Below are 14,444 nucleotides of genomic sequence, written 5' to 3'. Positions count from 1 at the left end.
AGTCGTGAGGTGGATCGTGGACGCGATGAATGTGATCGGTGCGCGCCCGGACGGCTGGTGGAAGGACCGCCACGCCGCGATGGTCCGGTTGACCCGACAGCTCGAAGTCTGGGCGGCGGCGCGAGGCGGGGACGTCACCGTGGTCTTCGAAAAGCCGCCGTCGCCGCCCATCGGCTCGGAGATCGTCACTATCGCCGCGGCCCCGCGGCCGGGCGCCAACTCCGCTGACGACGAGATCGTGCGGCTGGTGCTGGCCGACGAGCGGCCCGGGGAGATCACCGTCGTGACATCGGATATCACGCTGGTGGACCGGGTCCGCCAGGCCGGAGCGAACACCGACCCGGCCAGGGGATTTCGTGAGCTGATCGAGCGGTCCGCGCCCTAGTCGGCCCGACGGGCGGCGCTCGCCCCGGCGCGCCGGCCGGCGAACACGCAGTCGGCGATCGACAGCCCGCTGACGTAGGACCGGGACGCGATACCGATCGCGGTGCGGCCGGCGCTGTAGAGCCCCGGGATCGGCGCTCCGTCGGCGTCGACGACGGAGCCGGTGTCCTCGCAGACCCGCACCCCGCCGAGGGTGAGCATCGGCGTGGGCAGCAAGGGGTTGGGGCGCACCGAGATATCCAGAAGTGTGTAGGGGGCTCGATCGATGCGGCGGCGGAATTCGTCGGGCTTCCCGACCGGGTCGGGCTGGCCGGCGTCGATCGCGTCGTTGTGGGCGGCGACGGTCGCCTGCAGGCCCTCCGGGTCGATGCCGGCCGCCCGGGCCACCTCCGTCAGGGTCTTGCCGCGTTTGGCGCCGGTGAGCATCAGGGCGGCGGACTGGGCGCGCTGGAACCACAACGTCTGGGTGAGCAGTTGGCGCCGCGCCTCCGACATCAGGGCGGCGTCGGCCAGGATCCAGCCGTTGCTGCCGTGCTGCTTTACCAGGGCCTGGCCGAGCGCGGCGCCGTAGCGGGTCTCGTCGATGACTCGAGAACCCTTGTCGTCGACCACGATCGAGGAGATGAATGCGCTCGGCGGGGTGATGAACTTCCACACCGAGACGTTATCCATCCGGTCGGTCACCGCACCGACGCTCTGCGCCAACGCGATACCGCTGCCGTCGTCACCGCTGGTGCCCAACGGCAGGCCCCCGTTGAATTGAGGGGCGTAGCGCTTGCGCCATTCGGTGTTCGCGATGAAGCCACCCGCGCAGATGATCACGCCTCGCCGCGCGGTGATCTCGATCGGACGGGCGTAACGGTCGGCAAGCTTGGCCAGCCGGCGCTCCATCGCCGCGCGCAGCGGCGGGTAGTAGACGCCCGGCTTGGAGGAGATCGCCGCCAGGCGTGCATAGCGGCGCTGGATGCGCCGTGGCGCCTCGCCCATGGTCATCGCGCGTACGCCGATCACCCGGCCGGTGGCATCGCGCAGCAGCTCGGTGACGCTGGTGTGCGGCCGGAAGTCCACGCCAAGCCTGCGGGCCGAATCCGCCAGTGGCGCATAGATCTTCGTGCCCGAGGTGCCTTTGCCGTAGGCGCGGTGGCCGCGTTGCACCGGCGGGGTGTGGGCGCGGAATGCCCCGGCATTCTCGCTGCCGGAGTGATACAGGTAGTAGCGGTTGTTGGGAAACGACGTCTTGTAGGGGCACAGTCCGGCGTTGAACGGAACACCGTGGCCGCTCAGCCAGTCGATCATCTCCGGACTGGAATCGACGAAGCGCTGCAACGTCTCCGGGCTGACCGCGTCGCCGACCTCCAGGCGCAGGTAGTCCAGCATCTGCTCGGCCGTGTCGTGTACGCCGGCTTCCTTCTGGACCGAGGTGCCGGCCCCGGCGTAGATGATGCCGCCGGAGATCGCGGTGGCTCCACCGCCGTTGGCGCGGTCGACGGCGATGACCTCGGCGCCGAGTTCTCGTGCGGTGATCGCCGCGCTCGTTCCTGCCGCGCCGAACCCGACGACGACGATGTCAGTTGTCAAACTGGTGGTCACGCGGCTCAATGTAACAGGTTCTAGTTCTGCTTCTACTCAGATAACCAGCGATGATAAATGAACAAACGGCTATAACCGAAACATGTTCTACTTTCTCGGGAACGCTCCCGAGGGCCACCTTGCGCGCTTTACGCCTGCTCACCGGTCAAGATGGACGGCATGGCTGCACGAGTATGGCGCATTGTCGCGACCCTGGTTTTCGCCCTCGCCGCAACGGTGACGCCGGCCGGTGCCGAGCCGGGAGCCGATCCGGCGGCGCTGGCCGCCGATCTGGTCGCCGCCGACGAGGCGCTGCGCAACCCGTCGGCCCCGGAACAGGTGCTCGCGGCCGCTGCTCGCCGCCAGCAGGTCGCCTATCGCACCCTGGGGGCACACCCGGAGTGGGATGCGGTGGCTCGCCCGCAGATCCCGGCGTCCCTGCTCGACGTCTATGACCGCAACATCGATGCCCGCCGTGCGCTCATGGCGCTCACCGATCCGAAATCCAGCATGCCGCCATGGCGGGTGGTGCCGCCGGTGCCGGCCAACGAACTGATCGCCGCTTACCGTGCCGCCGAGGCCGCATCCGGGGTGCCGTGGAACTACCTGGCGGCCATCAACTTCGTCGAGACCGGCTTCGGCCGCATCAACGGCATCAGCGACGACGCCGCGGCGGGCCCGATGCAGTTCCTGCCGTCGACGTTCGCGGCCTACGGCAACGGGGGAGACATCCACTCGCCCCGGGATTCCATCATGGCGGCGGGACGGCTGTTGGCCGCCAACGGATTCGCCACCAACCCGGATAAGGCGATCTGGGGCTACAACCACTCCGACTACTACGTGCGGGCCGTCAAAGACTATGCCGCGGTCATCGGCGGCGACCCGGCCGGATTCGCCGGCTACTACCGGTGGGACACCTACTACCGCACCACCGCCGGTGATCTGCTGCTGCCGATCGGGTACTTCTCGGCGACGCGGATTCCGGTCGAGCAGTACCTGGCGTCGCACCCGCAGTGAGGCGTCAGCCCTGCTGGGCCCGCCACTTGTCGAGCACCCGCCGCTCTCGTTTCGTCGGTCGCCCGGCACCGCGGTCGCGGGCGGCCACCGGCATCGCGGCGCTCGGTGGCGGTGGCGGCGTCCGATCCAGGTAACAGGTCACCGCGTCGGGCGCCCCGACTCGTTTCTGGATCACCCGCAGCACTTCCACGATTCGGCTGCGATCACCGATATGGGCGCTCACCACGTCACCGGGACAGACCGTGGTCGCCGGCTTGGCCGGGCGATTGTTGACCCGCACATGCCCACCGCGGCAGGCGGCCGCCGCGTCCGGCCGGGTTTTGGTGATCCGCACCGCCCACAGCCACCGATCCACCCGGGACGATTCCATGACCGACCGCGGCTCAGCGGGCCTTGAGGATCTTGATCGCGAACACCAGGGTGTCGCCGGGCAGGATGCCGGCGGCGGGCTGGCCCTCGGGGTAGCCGTCGGCGGGGATCATCGCGACGGCCACCGTCGAGCCGACCTTCTGGCCCGCGATGGCCTTCTGGAATCCCGGCACGACGCGGCCCAGCCCGAATTCTACCGGCTCGCCACGCTGGTAGCTGCTGTCGAACACCGACCCGTCGCGGCCGTTGACACCCATGTAGCAGACCGTCACGGTGGCACTGTCCGCGACCACCGGGCCGTCGCCGGCCTTGAGCGTGTGCACCTGGGTCTGCGCCACCTTGAACGGTTGCTTCACCGTGACACTCGGCGCGGCGGTGTCGGTGGAGCCGATCACCGCCAGGCTGCCGCTGGATCCGGGCAGCGTCCACTCGGGCTCGCCGCCCTCCGTCGGCGCCGACGAGGGGCAGACCGACGGCGTCTGGCCGCCGGGGGGCATGAACAGATCCGTCACTGTGGAGGTGCGCTCCGAGGAAGCGCTGTTCTCCGAGCCGCCGCAGGCGGTCAGGGTCAGGCCCAGGCCCAGGGCACCGGTGGCGAGTGCGATGAGCGGGGTGCGAAAGGAAGTCACCTGCGCCACGCTACAGCCCGGGGTGAGCCGACTGGACGGTGTAGCATTCCGCTATAGCTTGTTTCATATTGCTACGCAGCTGGGAGGTCGCCTATGGCCGAGGCCGCCGATCGGGTAACCAGGTTTGCGGCGGACTTGGTGGACAGCGCTGCGGCCGAAGGTGCTCGGCAGAGCCGGTCGGCCAAACAACAGCTCGATCACTGGGCGCGGGTAGGTCGCGCGGTATCGGCGCAGCAGACCGCGGCGCGCAGGCGGGTCGAAGCAGCCTTGGCCGGTCATCTGGACACCGCTGCGTTGACTGCCGACGAAGGCGTGGTCTACAACGCTGAAATCTCCGCGGCGATCGAGGAGAACCTGGCGCAGACCAATTACGGGAACCTGCTCGCCGAGCGCGGCATCACCACAGTCGCGCTTGATGACGAGGGTCGAATCGTCGAATATCGGCCCGACGGCACCTCGGTGATCGTCGAGACGTCCTACTGACGGCGGACGGGCGCTGATGCGACGACTCGACCTCGTCGTCGGCCCGAACGGGGCGGGGAAATCCACCTTCGTTGCCCTGACGTTGGGGCAGTTGCTGCCGGGTGCGCCGTTCGTCAACGCAGATGAGATCGCCAAGAGCCGCTGGCCCGACGACACCGCTGCGCGCGCGTACGACGCTGCAAAGGTGGCTGCGCTGACCCGGGTGAAGCTCATCGCGGAGGGCCATTCGTTCATCACTGAGACGGTGTTTTCGCACGAGTCCAAACTTGACTTGCTCCGCCATGCGCACTCCCAGGGCTACACGGTGATGCTGCATGCACTGTTGATCCCCGAAGTGTTGGCGGTGCAGCGGGTGCGGTATCGCGTGGTCGCGGGCGGGCACGCGGTTCCTGAGGAGAAGATCCGAGGGCGATACCACCGGCTGTGGCCACTCGTCGCCGAAGCGATCGCAATGGCCGATGTCGCTACGGTTTACGACAATTCACGTGCGACCGGGCCAAAGATTGTGGCGCAGTTCGCCGGAGGTGCGGAGATCGGGGAGCTGGCCTGGCCCGCCTGGACGCCTGAGGCCCTGACCCGACGCTGGGTCTAGCTGGAGACCTTCACCACCAGCTTGCCGACGTTCTTGCCGTCGAACAGCATGTTGATGGCCGTCGGCAGCTGCTCGAACCCTTCGACGACGGTCTCGAGCGGGGTGAGCTTCCCGGCGGCGATCAGCTCGCCGATCTCGGCGTTGGCCTCCGGGGAGCGCAGGAAGTGATCGAGCACGATGAAGCCCTGCAGGTTCGCGCGCTGGATCAGTAGGTTGCCGAACGCACGTGGTCCCGGCGGTGGGTTGGTCTCGTTGTAGCCGGAGATCATCCCGCACAACGCGATTCGAGCGCCGACGTTGATGCGGGCGAAGATGGCATCCATGATGTCGCCGCCGACGTTCTCGAAGTCGACGTCGATCCCGTTGGGGGTTGCGGCGGCGAGCTGGCGGGCCCAGTCCTCGGCGCGGTAGTCCACGGCCGCGTCGAAGCCGAGCCGGTCGGTCAGCAGCGCGCACTTGTCCGGCCCGCCGGCGATCCCGACCACCCGGGCCCCGGAGGCCTTGGCGAGCTGACCGGCGACCGAGCCGACCGCGCCGGCCGCAGCTGAGACGACGACGGTCTCGCCGGGCTTGGGTTTGCCGATGTCGCGGATCCCGATCCACGCGGTGAGCCCGGTCATGCCCAGCGCGCCCAGGTACGCGCTGGGTGAGACGCCGTCGGCGACCTCGACCGGGAACAGCGGCATCGAATCGGAGACGACCGCATACTCCTGCCAGCCGGTCAGTCCCTGCACGATCTGGCCGACCGGAAAGTTCGGATTGTTCGACGCGATGACCTCGCCGAGCCCGGCGGCGCGCATGACCTCGCCGATGCCGACCGGCGGCAGGTACGACGGTGTTTCGTTGATCCACATCCGGTTGGTCGGATCCAGTGAGATCCAGTCGACGCGCACCAGTGCCTCGCCGTCGCCGATCGCCGGCACCGCCTGCTCGGTGAGTTCGAAGGTGTCCGGGCCGATCCGGCCGGTGGGACGCTCACGGAGCAGGAACTGGCGGTTTCGATCGGTCATGATCGAACGGTACCGGAGGCACCTGCCGTAGTCACGACTGGCAGACTGGCGGCATGGCACAGATAACCTTGCGCGGAAACGCAGTCAACACGTCCGGCGACCTGCCTGCGGTGGGGAGTGCGGCGCCCGCATTCTCGCTGACCGGAACCGATCTCGGTGCGGTCGACAGTGGTCAGTTCGGCGGTAAGCCGCTGTTGCTGAACATCTTCCCGTCCATTGACACCCCGGTGTGCGCGACCAGCGTGCGGACCTTCAACGAGCGCGCTGCGGCCGGCGGTGTGGCCGTGGTGTGCGTGTCGAACGACCTGCCGTTCGCGCAGAAGCGTTTCTGCGGTGCCGAGGGCATCGAGAACGTGACCTCGGCGTCGGCGTTCCGGTCGAGCTTCGGCGGCGACTACGGCGTGACCATCGCCGACGGTCCGATGGCCGGGCTGCTGGCACGGGCCGTCGTGGTGATCGGCGCCGACGGCAAGGTGGCCTACACCGAGCTGGTGCCCGAGATCGCCTCCGAGCCCGACTACGACGCGGCCATCGCAGCCCTGAGCTGACCGGGGTCGGCTCACACGCGGCCCGCGAACTCAGCCGGACGCGCCCAGGATCTTGATCGCGAACACCAGGGTGTCGCCGGGACGGATTCCGGCCCCGGGCTGGCCGTCGGGGTAGCCGTCGGCCGACGTCATCGCGACGGCGACGGTGGAGCCCACGGTCTGCCCGGCGATCGCCTTCTGGAAACCGGGGATCACGCCGTTGAGCGGGAAGTCGACCGGTGCACCGCGCTGATAGCTGCTGTCGAACACCGATCCGTCACGGCCGTTGACGCCCATGTAGCAGACCGACACCTTCGCCGAACCCGGAACCACCGGGCCATCGCCGGCCTGCAGGGTGTGCACCTGGGTCTCGGTGACACTGAACGGTGTGGAGACGTCCACCCGCGGTGCCGTCGTGGCGGTGGAGCCGGTGACCGCGACGCTGCCGGTGGCCCCGCTCAGCGTCCACTCCGGTGTGCCGCCGGCCGGCGCGGCGGTGGGGCAGGACTCGGCCGCCGTCGCCGGGCCCGCCGCGAACGGCAGGACGATGGCGGCGACACCGGCCGCGGCGGCAACGAACGACTGCATTCGGGTGAGTTTCACCCCCGTGACGCTACAGGTTGCGCGTAGGCTCGCCGCGTGCAAATCGACGTCATGATCCTCCCGCAGCCACTGGGGAAGGTCGGCGACTTGGCCCGGCGCACCCAGGCCGCGGGATTCTCCGGTCTGTTGTTCACCGAGGCCGGGCGTACCGCGTATCTCAACGCCGCCATCGCGTCCCAGGCCGCACCCGGCCTGGAGCTGTCCACCGGAGTCGCGGTCGCCTTCCCGCGCAGCCCGTTCGTCACCGCGGCGACGGCGTGGGAGTTGCAGGAGGCCAGCGCAGGTAACTTCCGGCTCGGCCTGGGCACGCAGGTCCGCACCCACGTGGTGCGACGCTACGGGGCTGCGTTCGATCACCCCGGGCCGCGGCTGCGCGACTACGTACTGGCGGTGAAGGCGTGCTTCGCCGCGTTCCGCACGGGGAAGCTCGATCACCACGGCGAGTTCTACGACCTGGATTTCATCACTCCGCAGTGGAGCGCCGGGCCCATCGACGCTCCCGACCCCAAAGTCGATGTCGCGGCGGTGAATCCGTGGATGCTGCGGATGGCCGGCGAAGTGGCCGACGGCGTACACGTTCATCCACTCGGCGAGCCCGGGTATCTGACACGCCACGTCGTGCCGCGGGTCGCCGAAGGAGCGAAGAAGGCCGGTCGCTCGCCGTCGGATATCGCGATCATCGTTCCCGCCATGACGATCGTCGGCGACAGCGACGAAGAGCGCAGCAGGGAACGGGATTTCGTCCGCGCCAGCATGAGCTTCTACGGCAGCACGCCGAACTACGCGTTCATCTGGGATGAGGCCGGCTTCGAGGGCACCACGGCCCGGATCCGGGAGAGGCAGAAGGCCGGTGACTTCGCGGGTATGGCCGCACAGATCACCGACGAGCACCTGGCTGCGTTTGCGACCGAGTCAACGTGGGATCAATTGGCGGACAAGCTGATCGACAAGTACGGCGGAGTGGCATCGCGCGTGGTCTTGTACAACGCGATCGGCGACCCCGAACGCTTCGAGCGTTACGGTGAGATCGCGCAACAGATACGGTCGTCGCGGTCGCGGTGAGGTCGCCCAAAAATCTCACGCCGGTCTCGGTTGGGCAAAGGTTCGGCAGCCCGCCGGCCGGGTACGCGGCGATGGTGCTGGGTCAGGCCTAGGGTTGGCGGCCGTGGCCGTCCTCAGCACCTTTGTGAAGCACTGGCGCGCATCGCTTCGGCTGGTCGCGTCGGTATGGCTGGTCGCCGTCGTCGGGCTTCCCGCCATGCCGGTGGCTGATGCGGCCGCGGCGACGGCGAGGTTGTCGGTGGACTCCACGTGGCAGACGGGTTTCATTGCCCGGTTCACCGTCACCAACTTGAGTGCGGCGCCGATGGCCGACTGGCGGCTTGAATTCGACCTGCCGGTGGGGGAATCGGTGTCGCACACCTGGAGCAGCACCATCGCGCGATCGGGGACACATTATGTTCTTGGACCCGCGAACTGGAACCGCATCATCGCGCCCGGTGGTTCGGCGACCGGCGGGATGCGCGGCGTGGTGAGCGGCCTCTACTCGCCGCCGGTGAACTGCGTGCTCAACCGGCAGTATCGCTGCAGTTAGCGCCTGCGGGCCAACGGCTGGTCACTACTTGACGCGGCCTCCTGGTTCAGCACCTTCCGCTGCGTGATCGAGCGTCGTCGAGCACCGCTTCGATGTCGCCCCACGTCCGGCGAATGATCTCCGCCACCGGCAGCAGATCAACGATCCGTGATGACACTTGACCGGTATTGGCGACGCTGGCCTCCATGTCGCCGTCGAAGTACAGCTCGGTGATTCTGCCCAGAAGTTGGGCATCCGGGTCGTCGTCCGCGACACGCGCCGCCAGCCCGGTCCGCAAGACCCGCATGGTCGGATTGCCGGGAATGTCGAGAAGTACTGTGCCGGAATCGTTTGCCGTCACGATCGCATCCTTGAAGTTCGCGTGCACCGCCGACTCCTGGCTGGCCAGCATCCGGGTGCCCATCTGCACGCCCTCGGCGCCCAACACCAGTGCCGCCGCCGCCGACCGGGTGTCGCACATGCCGCCCGCAGCAATGATCGGCAGGTGCACGTTCTCGGCAACCAGGGGGAGTAGCACCATCGTCGAGGCGCCGAGCAGGGATTTGAACCCACCGCCCTCGACCCCCTCGACCACCAGCGCGTCGACGCCGGCGTCGGCCGCCTTGTGCGCGCCCTTGAGCGACCCCACAACATGCACCACCGTCATACCGGCGTCGTGCAGCCGCGCGGTGAACAGTGCCGGATCACCGGCCGAGGTGAAGACGTGGCGTACGCCGGCCCCCGCCAAGATCTCGACGATCGACGGGTCCTTCTTCCAGCCCTGGATCATCAGGTTCGCCGCCACCGGCTTCGCGGTGAGCTTACGCACCCGCTTCAGGTCGGCACGCCCCTCGGGAGTGAGGGTTTCGATCATTCCGAGCCCGCCGGCCTCGGAGACCGCGGCGGCGAGTTCGGCGCGCGCGATATAGGTCATCGGGGCCTGGACGACGGGGTACTGGACCTCGAGCAGGGATTGGATGCGGTTGGCCACGGCTCATTCAAACATTCCGGGCGCGCGGGTCAGTGCGTCAGACCGTGCAGATTCTTGGCTGTGTTGGACGTCGATACCGTCGACTGGCCCGGGCATGTGCTGAGCAGCCGGTCGGCGGTTCCGGTGGTGGTGAACCAGTAGCGTTCGTTCTTGAAGTGGCTGGCTAGGACGCCTCGGCTTGCGCGCCGGGTGCGCTGCCCTCCAGCAGAACGCGTGCGACGAGCGCGGGGTCGTCGGCCATTGGCACGTGGCCGCACCCGGGCAGTCGGATGTGGCGGGCCTGGGGGAGTCGCTGCTCGGCGATGCGCGCTTGGTAGGGCAGCAGAATTCGGTCACGTGCTGCCCACGCGACGGTCACCGGAACGTCGGCGGCGATCTCACGGTCGAACACTTCTGCGGCCGGGAAGATCTTCTTCATGGCGGGGATGGCTCGCCGCATGCCGTTGAGATCGCCCACAAACGCCTCGGCCGGAATCCTCTCGGGGTGGGCTGAGACCACCCCGCCCATCATCCGGCGAGCCCGTGGCGAACGCGCGAGCGTCGGCACCACGGGTGCCAGCAGTCGGGCGCTGGTGGTCAGCAACCGGAAGATCAGACGAACGTAGGCGAAGTCGATGGCGTTGTGCCAGTACGCGGCGGGGGATAGCACGGTCGCGCTGGCGACCAGGTCGTCGGCGGCGGCTTCCAGCGCCACCCGGCCGCCGAGAGAGTTCCCGGCGATGTGTGGGCGCTCAAGCCCCAGCTGGTCCAGGAATTCGACGAGCTCGACGCGCAGGGTCCCCTGTACGTCGCCGTCGCGGACCACCAGGTCATGCGATTCGCCGTGGCCGGGCAGATCGAAGAGCACCACGGTGCGGTGATCGGTCAGGTGCTCCAACACCGGATACCAGGCCTGCCTGCGGTGCGTGATCCCGTGGACGAGCACCAAGGGCTCACCGGTGCCGTGGATCTCGTGCTTGAGCATGGTGACCCTCCCTTGTCGCGGCCGGTGATCTCGACCTGGGGCAACCGTAACCTTCCTAGCTCAGGATTGCCCGCGCAGCACGCTCTGCGATCAACATGACCGGCGCGTTGGTGTTGCCGGAAGTGATGGCGGGCATCGCCGAAGCATCGACCACTCGAAGACCGGCGACGCGGTACACGCGGCAGTCGGTGTCGAGCACCGTGGTCGCAGACCTCGGAAGACCTTGCGCGTCAAAGGCTCCCATCGTGCACGTTCCCACGGGGTGGAAGATCGTGGTACCCAGTTCACGGGCCGCCATCTGCAGGTCCTCGTCGCTCACCAGTTGTGGGCCGGGCAGCAACTCTTGCGGGTTGTACCGGGACAGGGCTTGCGCCGACATGATCTTCCGGGTCATCCGGAGGCCGCGCATGGCAATTTCAAGATCGGCGTCAGTGGACAGGTAATTGCAGGCAATCTTGGGATTGGTCAGCGGATCCGGACCGGCGATGCGCACATGGCCACGCGAGCTGGGCCGCAGATTGCAGATCGAGGGAGTGATCGCCGCGAAACGGTGCAGCGGTTCTCCGAACTTGGGCAACGACAGGGGCTGCACATGCCACTCCAGATCGGGACTGGCCAGAGCGGGGTCGCTTTTCGCGAATGCCCCCAGGGTGGAAGGCGGCATCGTCATCGGTCCTGATCGCAGCATCAGGTACTGAAGTCCCATGCCGCCACGGGTGATCCAATTCCGGTACAGCGTGTTGACGGTCGAGGCGCCCCGGACGCGGTAGACCGTCCGCAGTTGCAGATGGTCCTGGAGGTTCTCACCCACTCCCGGCAGGTCGACGGCCAGCGGCACCTGATGTTGTGCAAGCAGCTTGGCGGGGCCCAGACCCGAGACCTGCAGGAGATGAGGCGAACCAATCGACCCAGCGCTCAGGATGACCTCGCGGCGAGCACGAACGTCGACGATACGGCCGTCCTTGAGCAACCGAACGCCGGTGGCGCGGTGCGCAGCCGTGGTCCAGGCACCGCGACGCTGGTCCTGGCGGACCTGGTCATCCATCAGCAGTCGCAACGCCTGCGTCTGGGTGTAGACGCTGAGATTCGGCCGGTGGGCGACAGGATGCAGGAAAGCATCCGCCATCGACCAACGGCGGCCGCGTCGTTGGTTGACGTGAAAGTACGCGCTGCCGGCGTTGTCGCCCCGGTTGAACTCCTCGATCGGAGCGATGCCCACATGGGCGGCGGCGGCCTGCCAGGCGTCCAAGATCTTCCAGCGGACCCGTGGCCGCTCGACCCGGATCTCACCACCGGCGCCGTGCCAGGCATCGGCTCCGCCGAAGTAGTCCTCCAGCCGCTTGTAGATCGCCAGCGTCTCGCCGGGACCGTCTGGGCCACCCCAGAGCCATCGGTCGTCACCGGTGGCGTGCGCCCACAGGTCGTAATCGCTTGACTGTCCACGCATGTGGATCATGGCGTTGATCGACGAGCAGCCGCCGATCACGCGGCCCCGCGCGTAGTGAATGCTGCGTCCGGCCAGACCTGGATCGGCCTCGGTCGTGAAGCACCAGTCGGTGCGGGGGTTGGCGATGGTGTACAGATAGCCCACCGGCACCTTGATCCAGAACTGGTTGTCTCTTCCGCCGGCCTCGATCAACAGCACACGGTGGTCTGGGTTGGCGCTGAGCCGATTGGCGAGCAGGCAGCCCGCGCTGCCTGCTCCCACGATGATGAAGTCGAATTCGGGGATGGGGCTCATTCGAGCATCGTTCCTCCATGGCCTCGGATGCGTGTTCCAGTGTGCGTGACGACCACCCGGTATGCGCACACTCCCGTGCATGCCGTCGTGGTTGTCGCGACAATTCCCGCAACCCGTCGTGAAAGGCGTTGGGGCATCTATAAAAGACAGTAGTGGGGAAGGGGGGATCTACATCCGGGAGTTGCCGGATGCCGCCAACCATCTGGCGTTCATGCCCGCCGTGTCGTGAATGTTCACGTGACACTGCTGACGATCGCGATAAACAACCCGACCAGGGTCAGTACCCCGACCATCACCGCGGCGGCGATCGCCCGGCCTCGGTGGTGCCGGCGTGCGTAGTAGATCGTCACCGCGATGCAGGCGAACATCAACGCTGGATAGGCTGTCAGCCCCGCCGTTAGCGCCGCCGCTGAGGAGGCGCTGGCCAGGGTCGCGTTGTCCACGTCGTCAGCTTACGGCGCGAACGGGAAAAGGCGTGTCGCAGTGATGAAGTAGCGCGAGGCGACGGGCGAGACTCACTCGCAGTGGCCATGATCCATCCTCGAGCTCAGGCGTTCACTCCAATGGCTCGGGCGTGAAGGTGACGTTGACGCCGCCTACGGTCATCGTCACCTGACCTTCGAGCACCATCACCTGTGCCGAGACCCGTCGATCGACAGTCTGGGCCAGTTGCCGCACCGGTGCGTGCGGTATCTGCATCACCGACAGGTTCGACAGCCCAGCCACTTTGGGGCCCACGGTGCGCCACCAGGTGGTCACGCCGGCGGCGAACGGGAACAGCAGCACCTGGTCGGCCTGGCTGGCCGCCTTGCTCAAGGCGCGTTCGTCGGGCTGGCCGACGTTGATCCACTCCAGGATCCGGCCGGTGTAGTCGGCGAGCCGCAAGTCCGGTACGCCAGGGGTGGACAGGCCCGCCCCGAACGTCAACTCGCCGTCGACGTCGCTGAGTCGATGTGCGCGCAGCCCGAACGCCAACAACCGCACCACCATCCGCTCATCGGTTTCACTGGGGTGACGTGCCACGGTCAGCATGTGATCGGCGTAGTAACCGTGATCGACATCGGAGATGCCAAGTTCGACCTTGAACACTGTTGCAGAAAGAGCCACGTCCTAGTGTCCACCCAGGTGGTGTAGGTCGAGCAGTCGGGCCGCCTCTAGAGCATCGTGACGATGGCCGTCTTCAAGTTGGCCAAGCACGTCGTCGCGCGACAGCCGTGGCGGGGAATTTGTCTGCCGGCCTTCAGCGCCCGCTCATCCTGCCGCCCAGATCCAACGTTACATGTAACATCGGTGGCATGACCGTGAGGGACAGGGTCGGTGCGTACCGACGGCGAATGCGGGAGCGGGGCCTGCGGCCGCTGCAGGTCTGGGTGCCTGATGTTCGAACCGAGACGTTTGCGGCCGAGGCGCATCGTCAGGCTTCGTTGGTCGCACGGGCGGACGACACCGGCGACGACCAAGATTTCATCGAGGCCATCTCGACGCCATGGGACGAGGAGTGAACCGAGGGGAGATCTGGACCGTGGCGGGTGGCGTTAATGCCGCGAAGCCGCGTCCTGCGGTGATCATCCAAGACGACCTGTTTGATGGTACGAGTTCAGTGACTGTCGCTCCGATGACCAGCATGCTGTTGGATGCGCCGCTGATGCGCATTCGGATAGCCGGCGGCGACGACCGGCTATCCGGACTGGACCACGACAGTGATGTGATGATCGATAAGGTCACAACCGTCAGAAGGTCGAATGTCCACTCCCGACTAGGTCGGTTGACTGCGGAGCAAGTCGTCGAGGTCGAGCGAGCGATGATGGCATTTCTCGGCCTTGCTCGATAGGCGGGGCAGAAGAGCAAGGGGCTGGTAGCACCCGAACCTTGCCTGGCGTTCGTGAACACACGGGACGATCCGCAATGCCCTGTGTCTACATTTCGTCTACACTTGCTGGATATTGCGCTGGGTGAGAGCCACTGTTCCGCTGTTCGGTGAGCCACTGTTCC

General features: G+C 67.2%; 19 protein-coding genes and 1 pseudogene. 9 read left to right on the top strand and 11 right to left on the bottom strand.

Annotated features, from left to right (window positions below; all coding sequences use genetic code 11):
• Positions 1-4 precede the first annotated feature (4 nt).
• The gene (locus tag K6T84_RS18715) at positions 5-385 is read left to right on the top strand and encodes an NYN domain-containing protein (protein WP_224860209.1); all 381 of its coding nucleotides are present in this window, start codon (positions 5-7) and stop codon (positions 383-385) included.
• Here the strand turns inward: K6T84_RS18715 and K6T84_RS18710 are convergent.
• Entirely contained in the window at positions 382-1,974 is a 1,593-nt protein-coding gene (locus K6T84_RS18710) for an FAD-binding protein (RefSeq protein WP_225399570.1), read from the bottom strand. The two genes, K6T84_RS18715 and K6T84_RS18710, sit on opposite strands and share 4 nt — an antisense overlap.
• 159 nt (positions 1,975-2,133) lie before the next feature.
• On the opposite strand from K6T84_RS18710, the gene K6T84_RS18705 reads away from it, so the two are divergent.
• Entirely contained in the window at positions 2,134-2,970 is an 837-nt protein-coding gene (locus K6T84_RS18705) for a lytic transglycosylase domain-containing protein (RefSeq protein WP_225401874.1), read from the top strand.
• A 4-nt stretch (positions 2,971-2,974) separates the two neighbouring features.
• Here the strand turns inward: K6T84_RS18705 and hslR are convergent, their stop codons facing one another.
• Together hslR and K6T84_RS18695 are read right to left on the bottom strand one after the other, a co-directional pair.
• Positions 2,975-3,340: an Hsp15 family ribosome-associated heat shock protein gene (hslR, locus tag K6T84_RS18700; RefSeq protein WP_224860215.1), complete on the bottom strand. Its 366-nt coding sequence runs from the start codon at positions 3,338-3,340 to the stop codon at positions 2,975-2,977.
• Positions 3,341-3,353: 13 nt separating this feature from the next.
• The gene (locus tag K6T84_RS18695) at positions 3,354-3,977 is read right to left on the bottom strand and encodes an FKBP-type peptidyl-prolyl cis-trans isomerase (RefSeq protein ID WP_408065908.1); all 624 of its coding nucleotides are present in this window, start codon (positions 3,975-3,977) and stop codon (positions 3,354-3,356) included.
• An 84-nt stretch (positions 3,978-4,061) separates the two neighbouring features.
• On the opposite strand from K6T84_RS18695, the gene K6T84_RS18690 reads away from it, so the two are divergent.
• Together K6T84_RS18690 and K6T84_RS18685 are read left to right on the top strand one after the other, a co-directional pair.
• A complete protein-coding gene (locus tag K6T84_RS18690) occupies positions 4,062-4,451 on the top strand; it encodes a TA system antitoxin ParD family protein (protein ID WP_224860219.1) in 390 nt (129 codons plus the stop codon).
• 16 nt (positions 4,452-4,467) lie between these two features.
• Positions 4,468-5,043, top strand: coding sequence for an ATPase (locus K6T84_RS18685; RefSeq protein WP_225399571.1), 576 nt, complete (start codon positions 4,468-4,470; stop codon positions 5,041-5,043).
• Here K6T84_RS18685 and K6T84_RS18680 read toward each other — a convergent pair.
• Positions 5,040-6,053 carry an NADP-dependent oxidoreductase gene (locus tag K6T84_RS18680; protein ID WP_225401875.1) on the bottom strand — a complete coding sequence of 338 codons (1,014 nt, stop codon included), beginning with the start codon at positions 6,051-6,053 and terminating at the stop codon, positions 5,040-5,042. The genes K6T84_RS18685 and K6T84_RS18680 overlap by 4 nt on opposite strands.
• A gap of 53 nt (positions 6,054-6,106) precedes the next feature.
• On the opposite strand from K6T84_RS18680, the gene tpx reads away from it, so the two are divergent.
• A complete protein-coding gene (tpx, locus tag K6T84_RS18675) occupies positions 6,107-6,601 on the top strand; it encodes a thiol peroxidase (RefSeq protein ID WP_224860224.1) in 495 nt (164 codons plus the stop codon).
• 30 nt (positions 6,602-6,631) lie between these two features.
• Here the strand turns inward: tpx and K6T84_RS18670 are convergent, their stop codons facing one another.
• Positions 6,632-7,168 (bottom strand): FKBP-type peptidyl-prolyl cis-trans isomerase, encoded by a 537-nt coding sequence (locus K6T84_RS18670; protein ID WP_225402003.1) that lies wholly within the window; start codon positions 7,166-7,168, stop codon positions 6,632-6,634.
• Between the two features lie 66 nt (positions 7,169-7,234).
• Here K6T84_RS18670 and K6T84_RS18665 point away from each other — a divergent pair, with 66 nt between their 5' ends.
• Together K6T84_RS18665 and K6T84_RS18660 are read left to right on the top strand one after the other, a co-directional pair.
• Positions 7,235-8,245, top strand: coding sequence for a TIGR03617 family F420-dependent LLM class oxidoreductase (locus K6T84_RS18665; RefSeq protein ID WP_408065913.1), 1,011 nt, complete (start codon positions 7,235-7,237; stop codon positions 8,243-8,245).
• A gap of 103 nt (positions 8,246-8,348) precedes the next feature.
• On the top strand, positions 8,349-8,777 hold the full coding sequence (locus K6T84_RS18660) for a cellulose-binding domain-containing protein (protein ID WP_224860228.1): 429 nt from the start codon (positions 8,349-8,351) through the stop codon (positions 8,775-8,777).
• Positions 8,778-8,823: 46 nt separating this feature from the next.
• Here K6T84_RS18660 and K6T84_RS18655 read toward each other — a convergent pair whose 3' ends face one another.
• The 6 genes and pseudogenes from K6T84_RS18655 to K6T84_RS18630 form a co-directional block, all read right to left on the bottom strand.
• A complete protein-coding gene (locus K6T84_RS18655; RefSeq protein ID WP_225399574.1) occupies positions 8,824-9,747 on the bottom strand; it encodes an NAD(P)H-dependent flavin oxidoreductase in 924 nt (307 codons plus the stop codon).
• A gap of 29 nt (positions 9,748-9,776) precedes the next feature.
• Positions 9,777-9,905: pseudogene (locus K6T84_RS18650) on the bottom strand (sterol desaturase family protein); the annotation flags it as partial.
• A 5-nt stretch (positions 9,906-9,910) separates the two neighbouring features.
• Complete coding sequence (locus K6T84_RS18645; RefSeq protein ID WP_224860232.1) at positions 9,911-10,711, bottom strand: alpha/beta fold hydrolase; 801 nt, start codon at positions 10,709-10,711, stop codon at positions 9,911-9,913.
• A 55-nt stretch (positions 10,712-10,766) separates the two neighbouring features.
• Positions 10,767-12,452 (bottom strand): GMC family oxidoreductase, encoded by a 1,686-nt coding sequence (locus K6T84_RS18640; protein ID WP_225399788.1) that lies wholly within the window; start codon positions 12,450-12,452, stop codon positions 10,767-10,769.
• A gap of 233 nt (positions 12,453-12,685) precedes the next feature.
• Positions 12,686-12,895: a hypothetical protein gene (locus tag K6T84_RS18635; RefSeq protein WP_225399575.1), complete on the bottom strand. Its 210-nt coding sequence runs from the start codon at positions 12,893-12,895 to the stop codon at positions 12,686-12,688.
• A gap of 112 nt (positions 12,896-13,007) precedes the next feature.
• Positions 13,008-13,559: a YaeQ family protein gene (locus K6T84_RS18630; protein ID WP_225399576.1), complete on the bottom strand. Its 552-nt coding sequence runs from the start codon at positions 13,557-13,559 to the stop codon at positions 13,008-13,010.
• A 188-nt stretch (positions 13,560-13,747) separates the two neighbouring features.
• On the opposite strand from K6T84_RS18630, the gene K6T84_RS18625 reads away from it, so the two are divergent.
• Together K6T84_RS18625 and K6T84_RS18620 are read left to right on the top strand one after the other, a co-directional pair.
• Positions 13,748-13,954, top strand: a complete 207-nt coding sequence (locus K6T84_RS18625; RefSeq protein WP_225399577.1) for an antitoxin MazE-like protein — start codon at positions 13,748-13,750, stop codon at positions 13,952-13,954.
• The gene (locus K6T84_RS18620; RefSeq protein ID WP_225399578.1) at positions 13,951-14,283 is read left to right on the top strand and encodes a type II toxin-antitoxin system PemK/MazF family toxin; all 333 of its coding nucleotides are present in this window, start codon (positions 13,951-13,953) and stop codon (positions 14,281-14,283) included. Before K6T84_RS18625 ends, K6T84_RS18620 begins: the two co-directional genes overlap by 4 nt.
• Positions 14,284-14,444: the final 161 nt, after the last annotated feature.

This window comes from Mycobacterium zoologicum (assembly GCF_020181635.2).
In the GTDB taxonomy this organism is placed as follows: Bacteria; Actinomycetota; Actinomycetes; order Mycobacteriales; family Mycobacteriaceae; genus Mycobacterium; species Mycobacterium zoologicum.
This window is presented reverse-complemented; position numbering and strand designations above follow the sequence as displayed.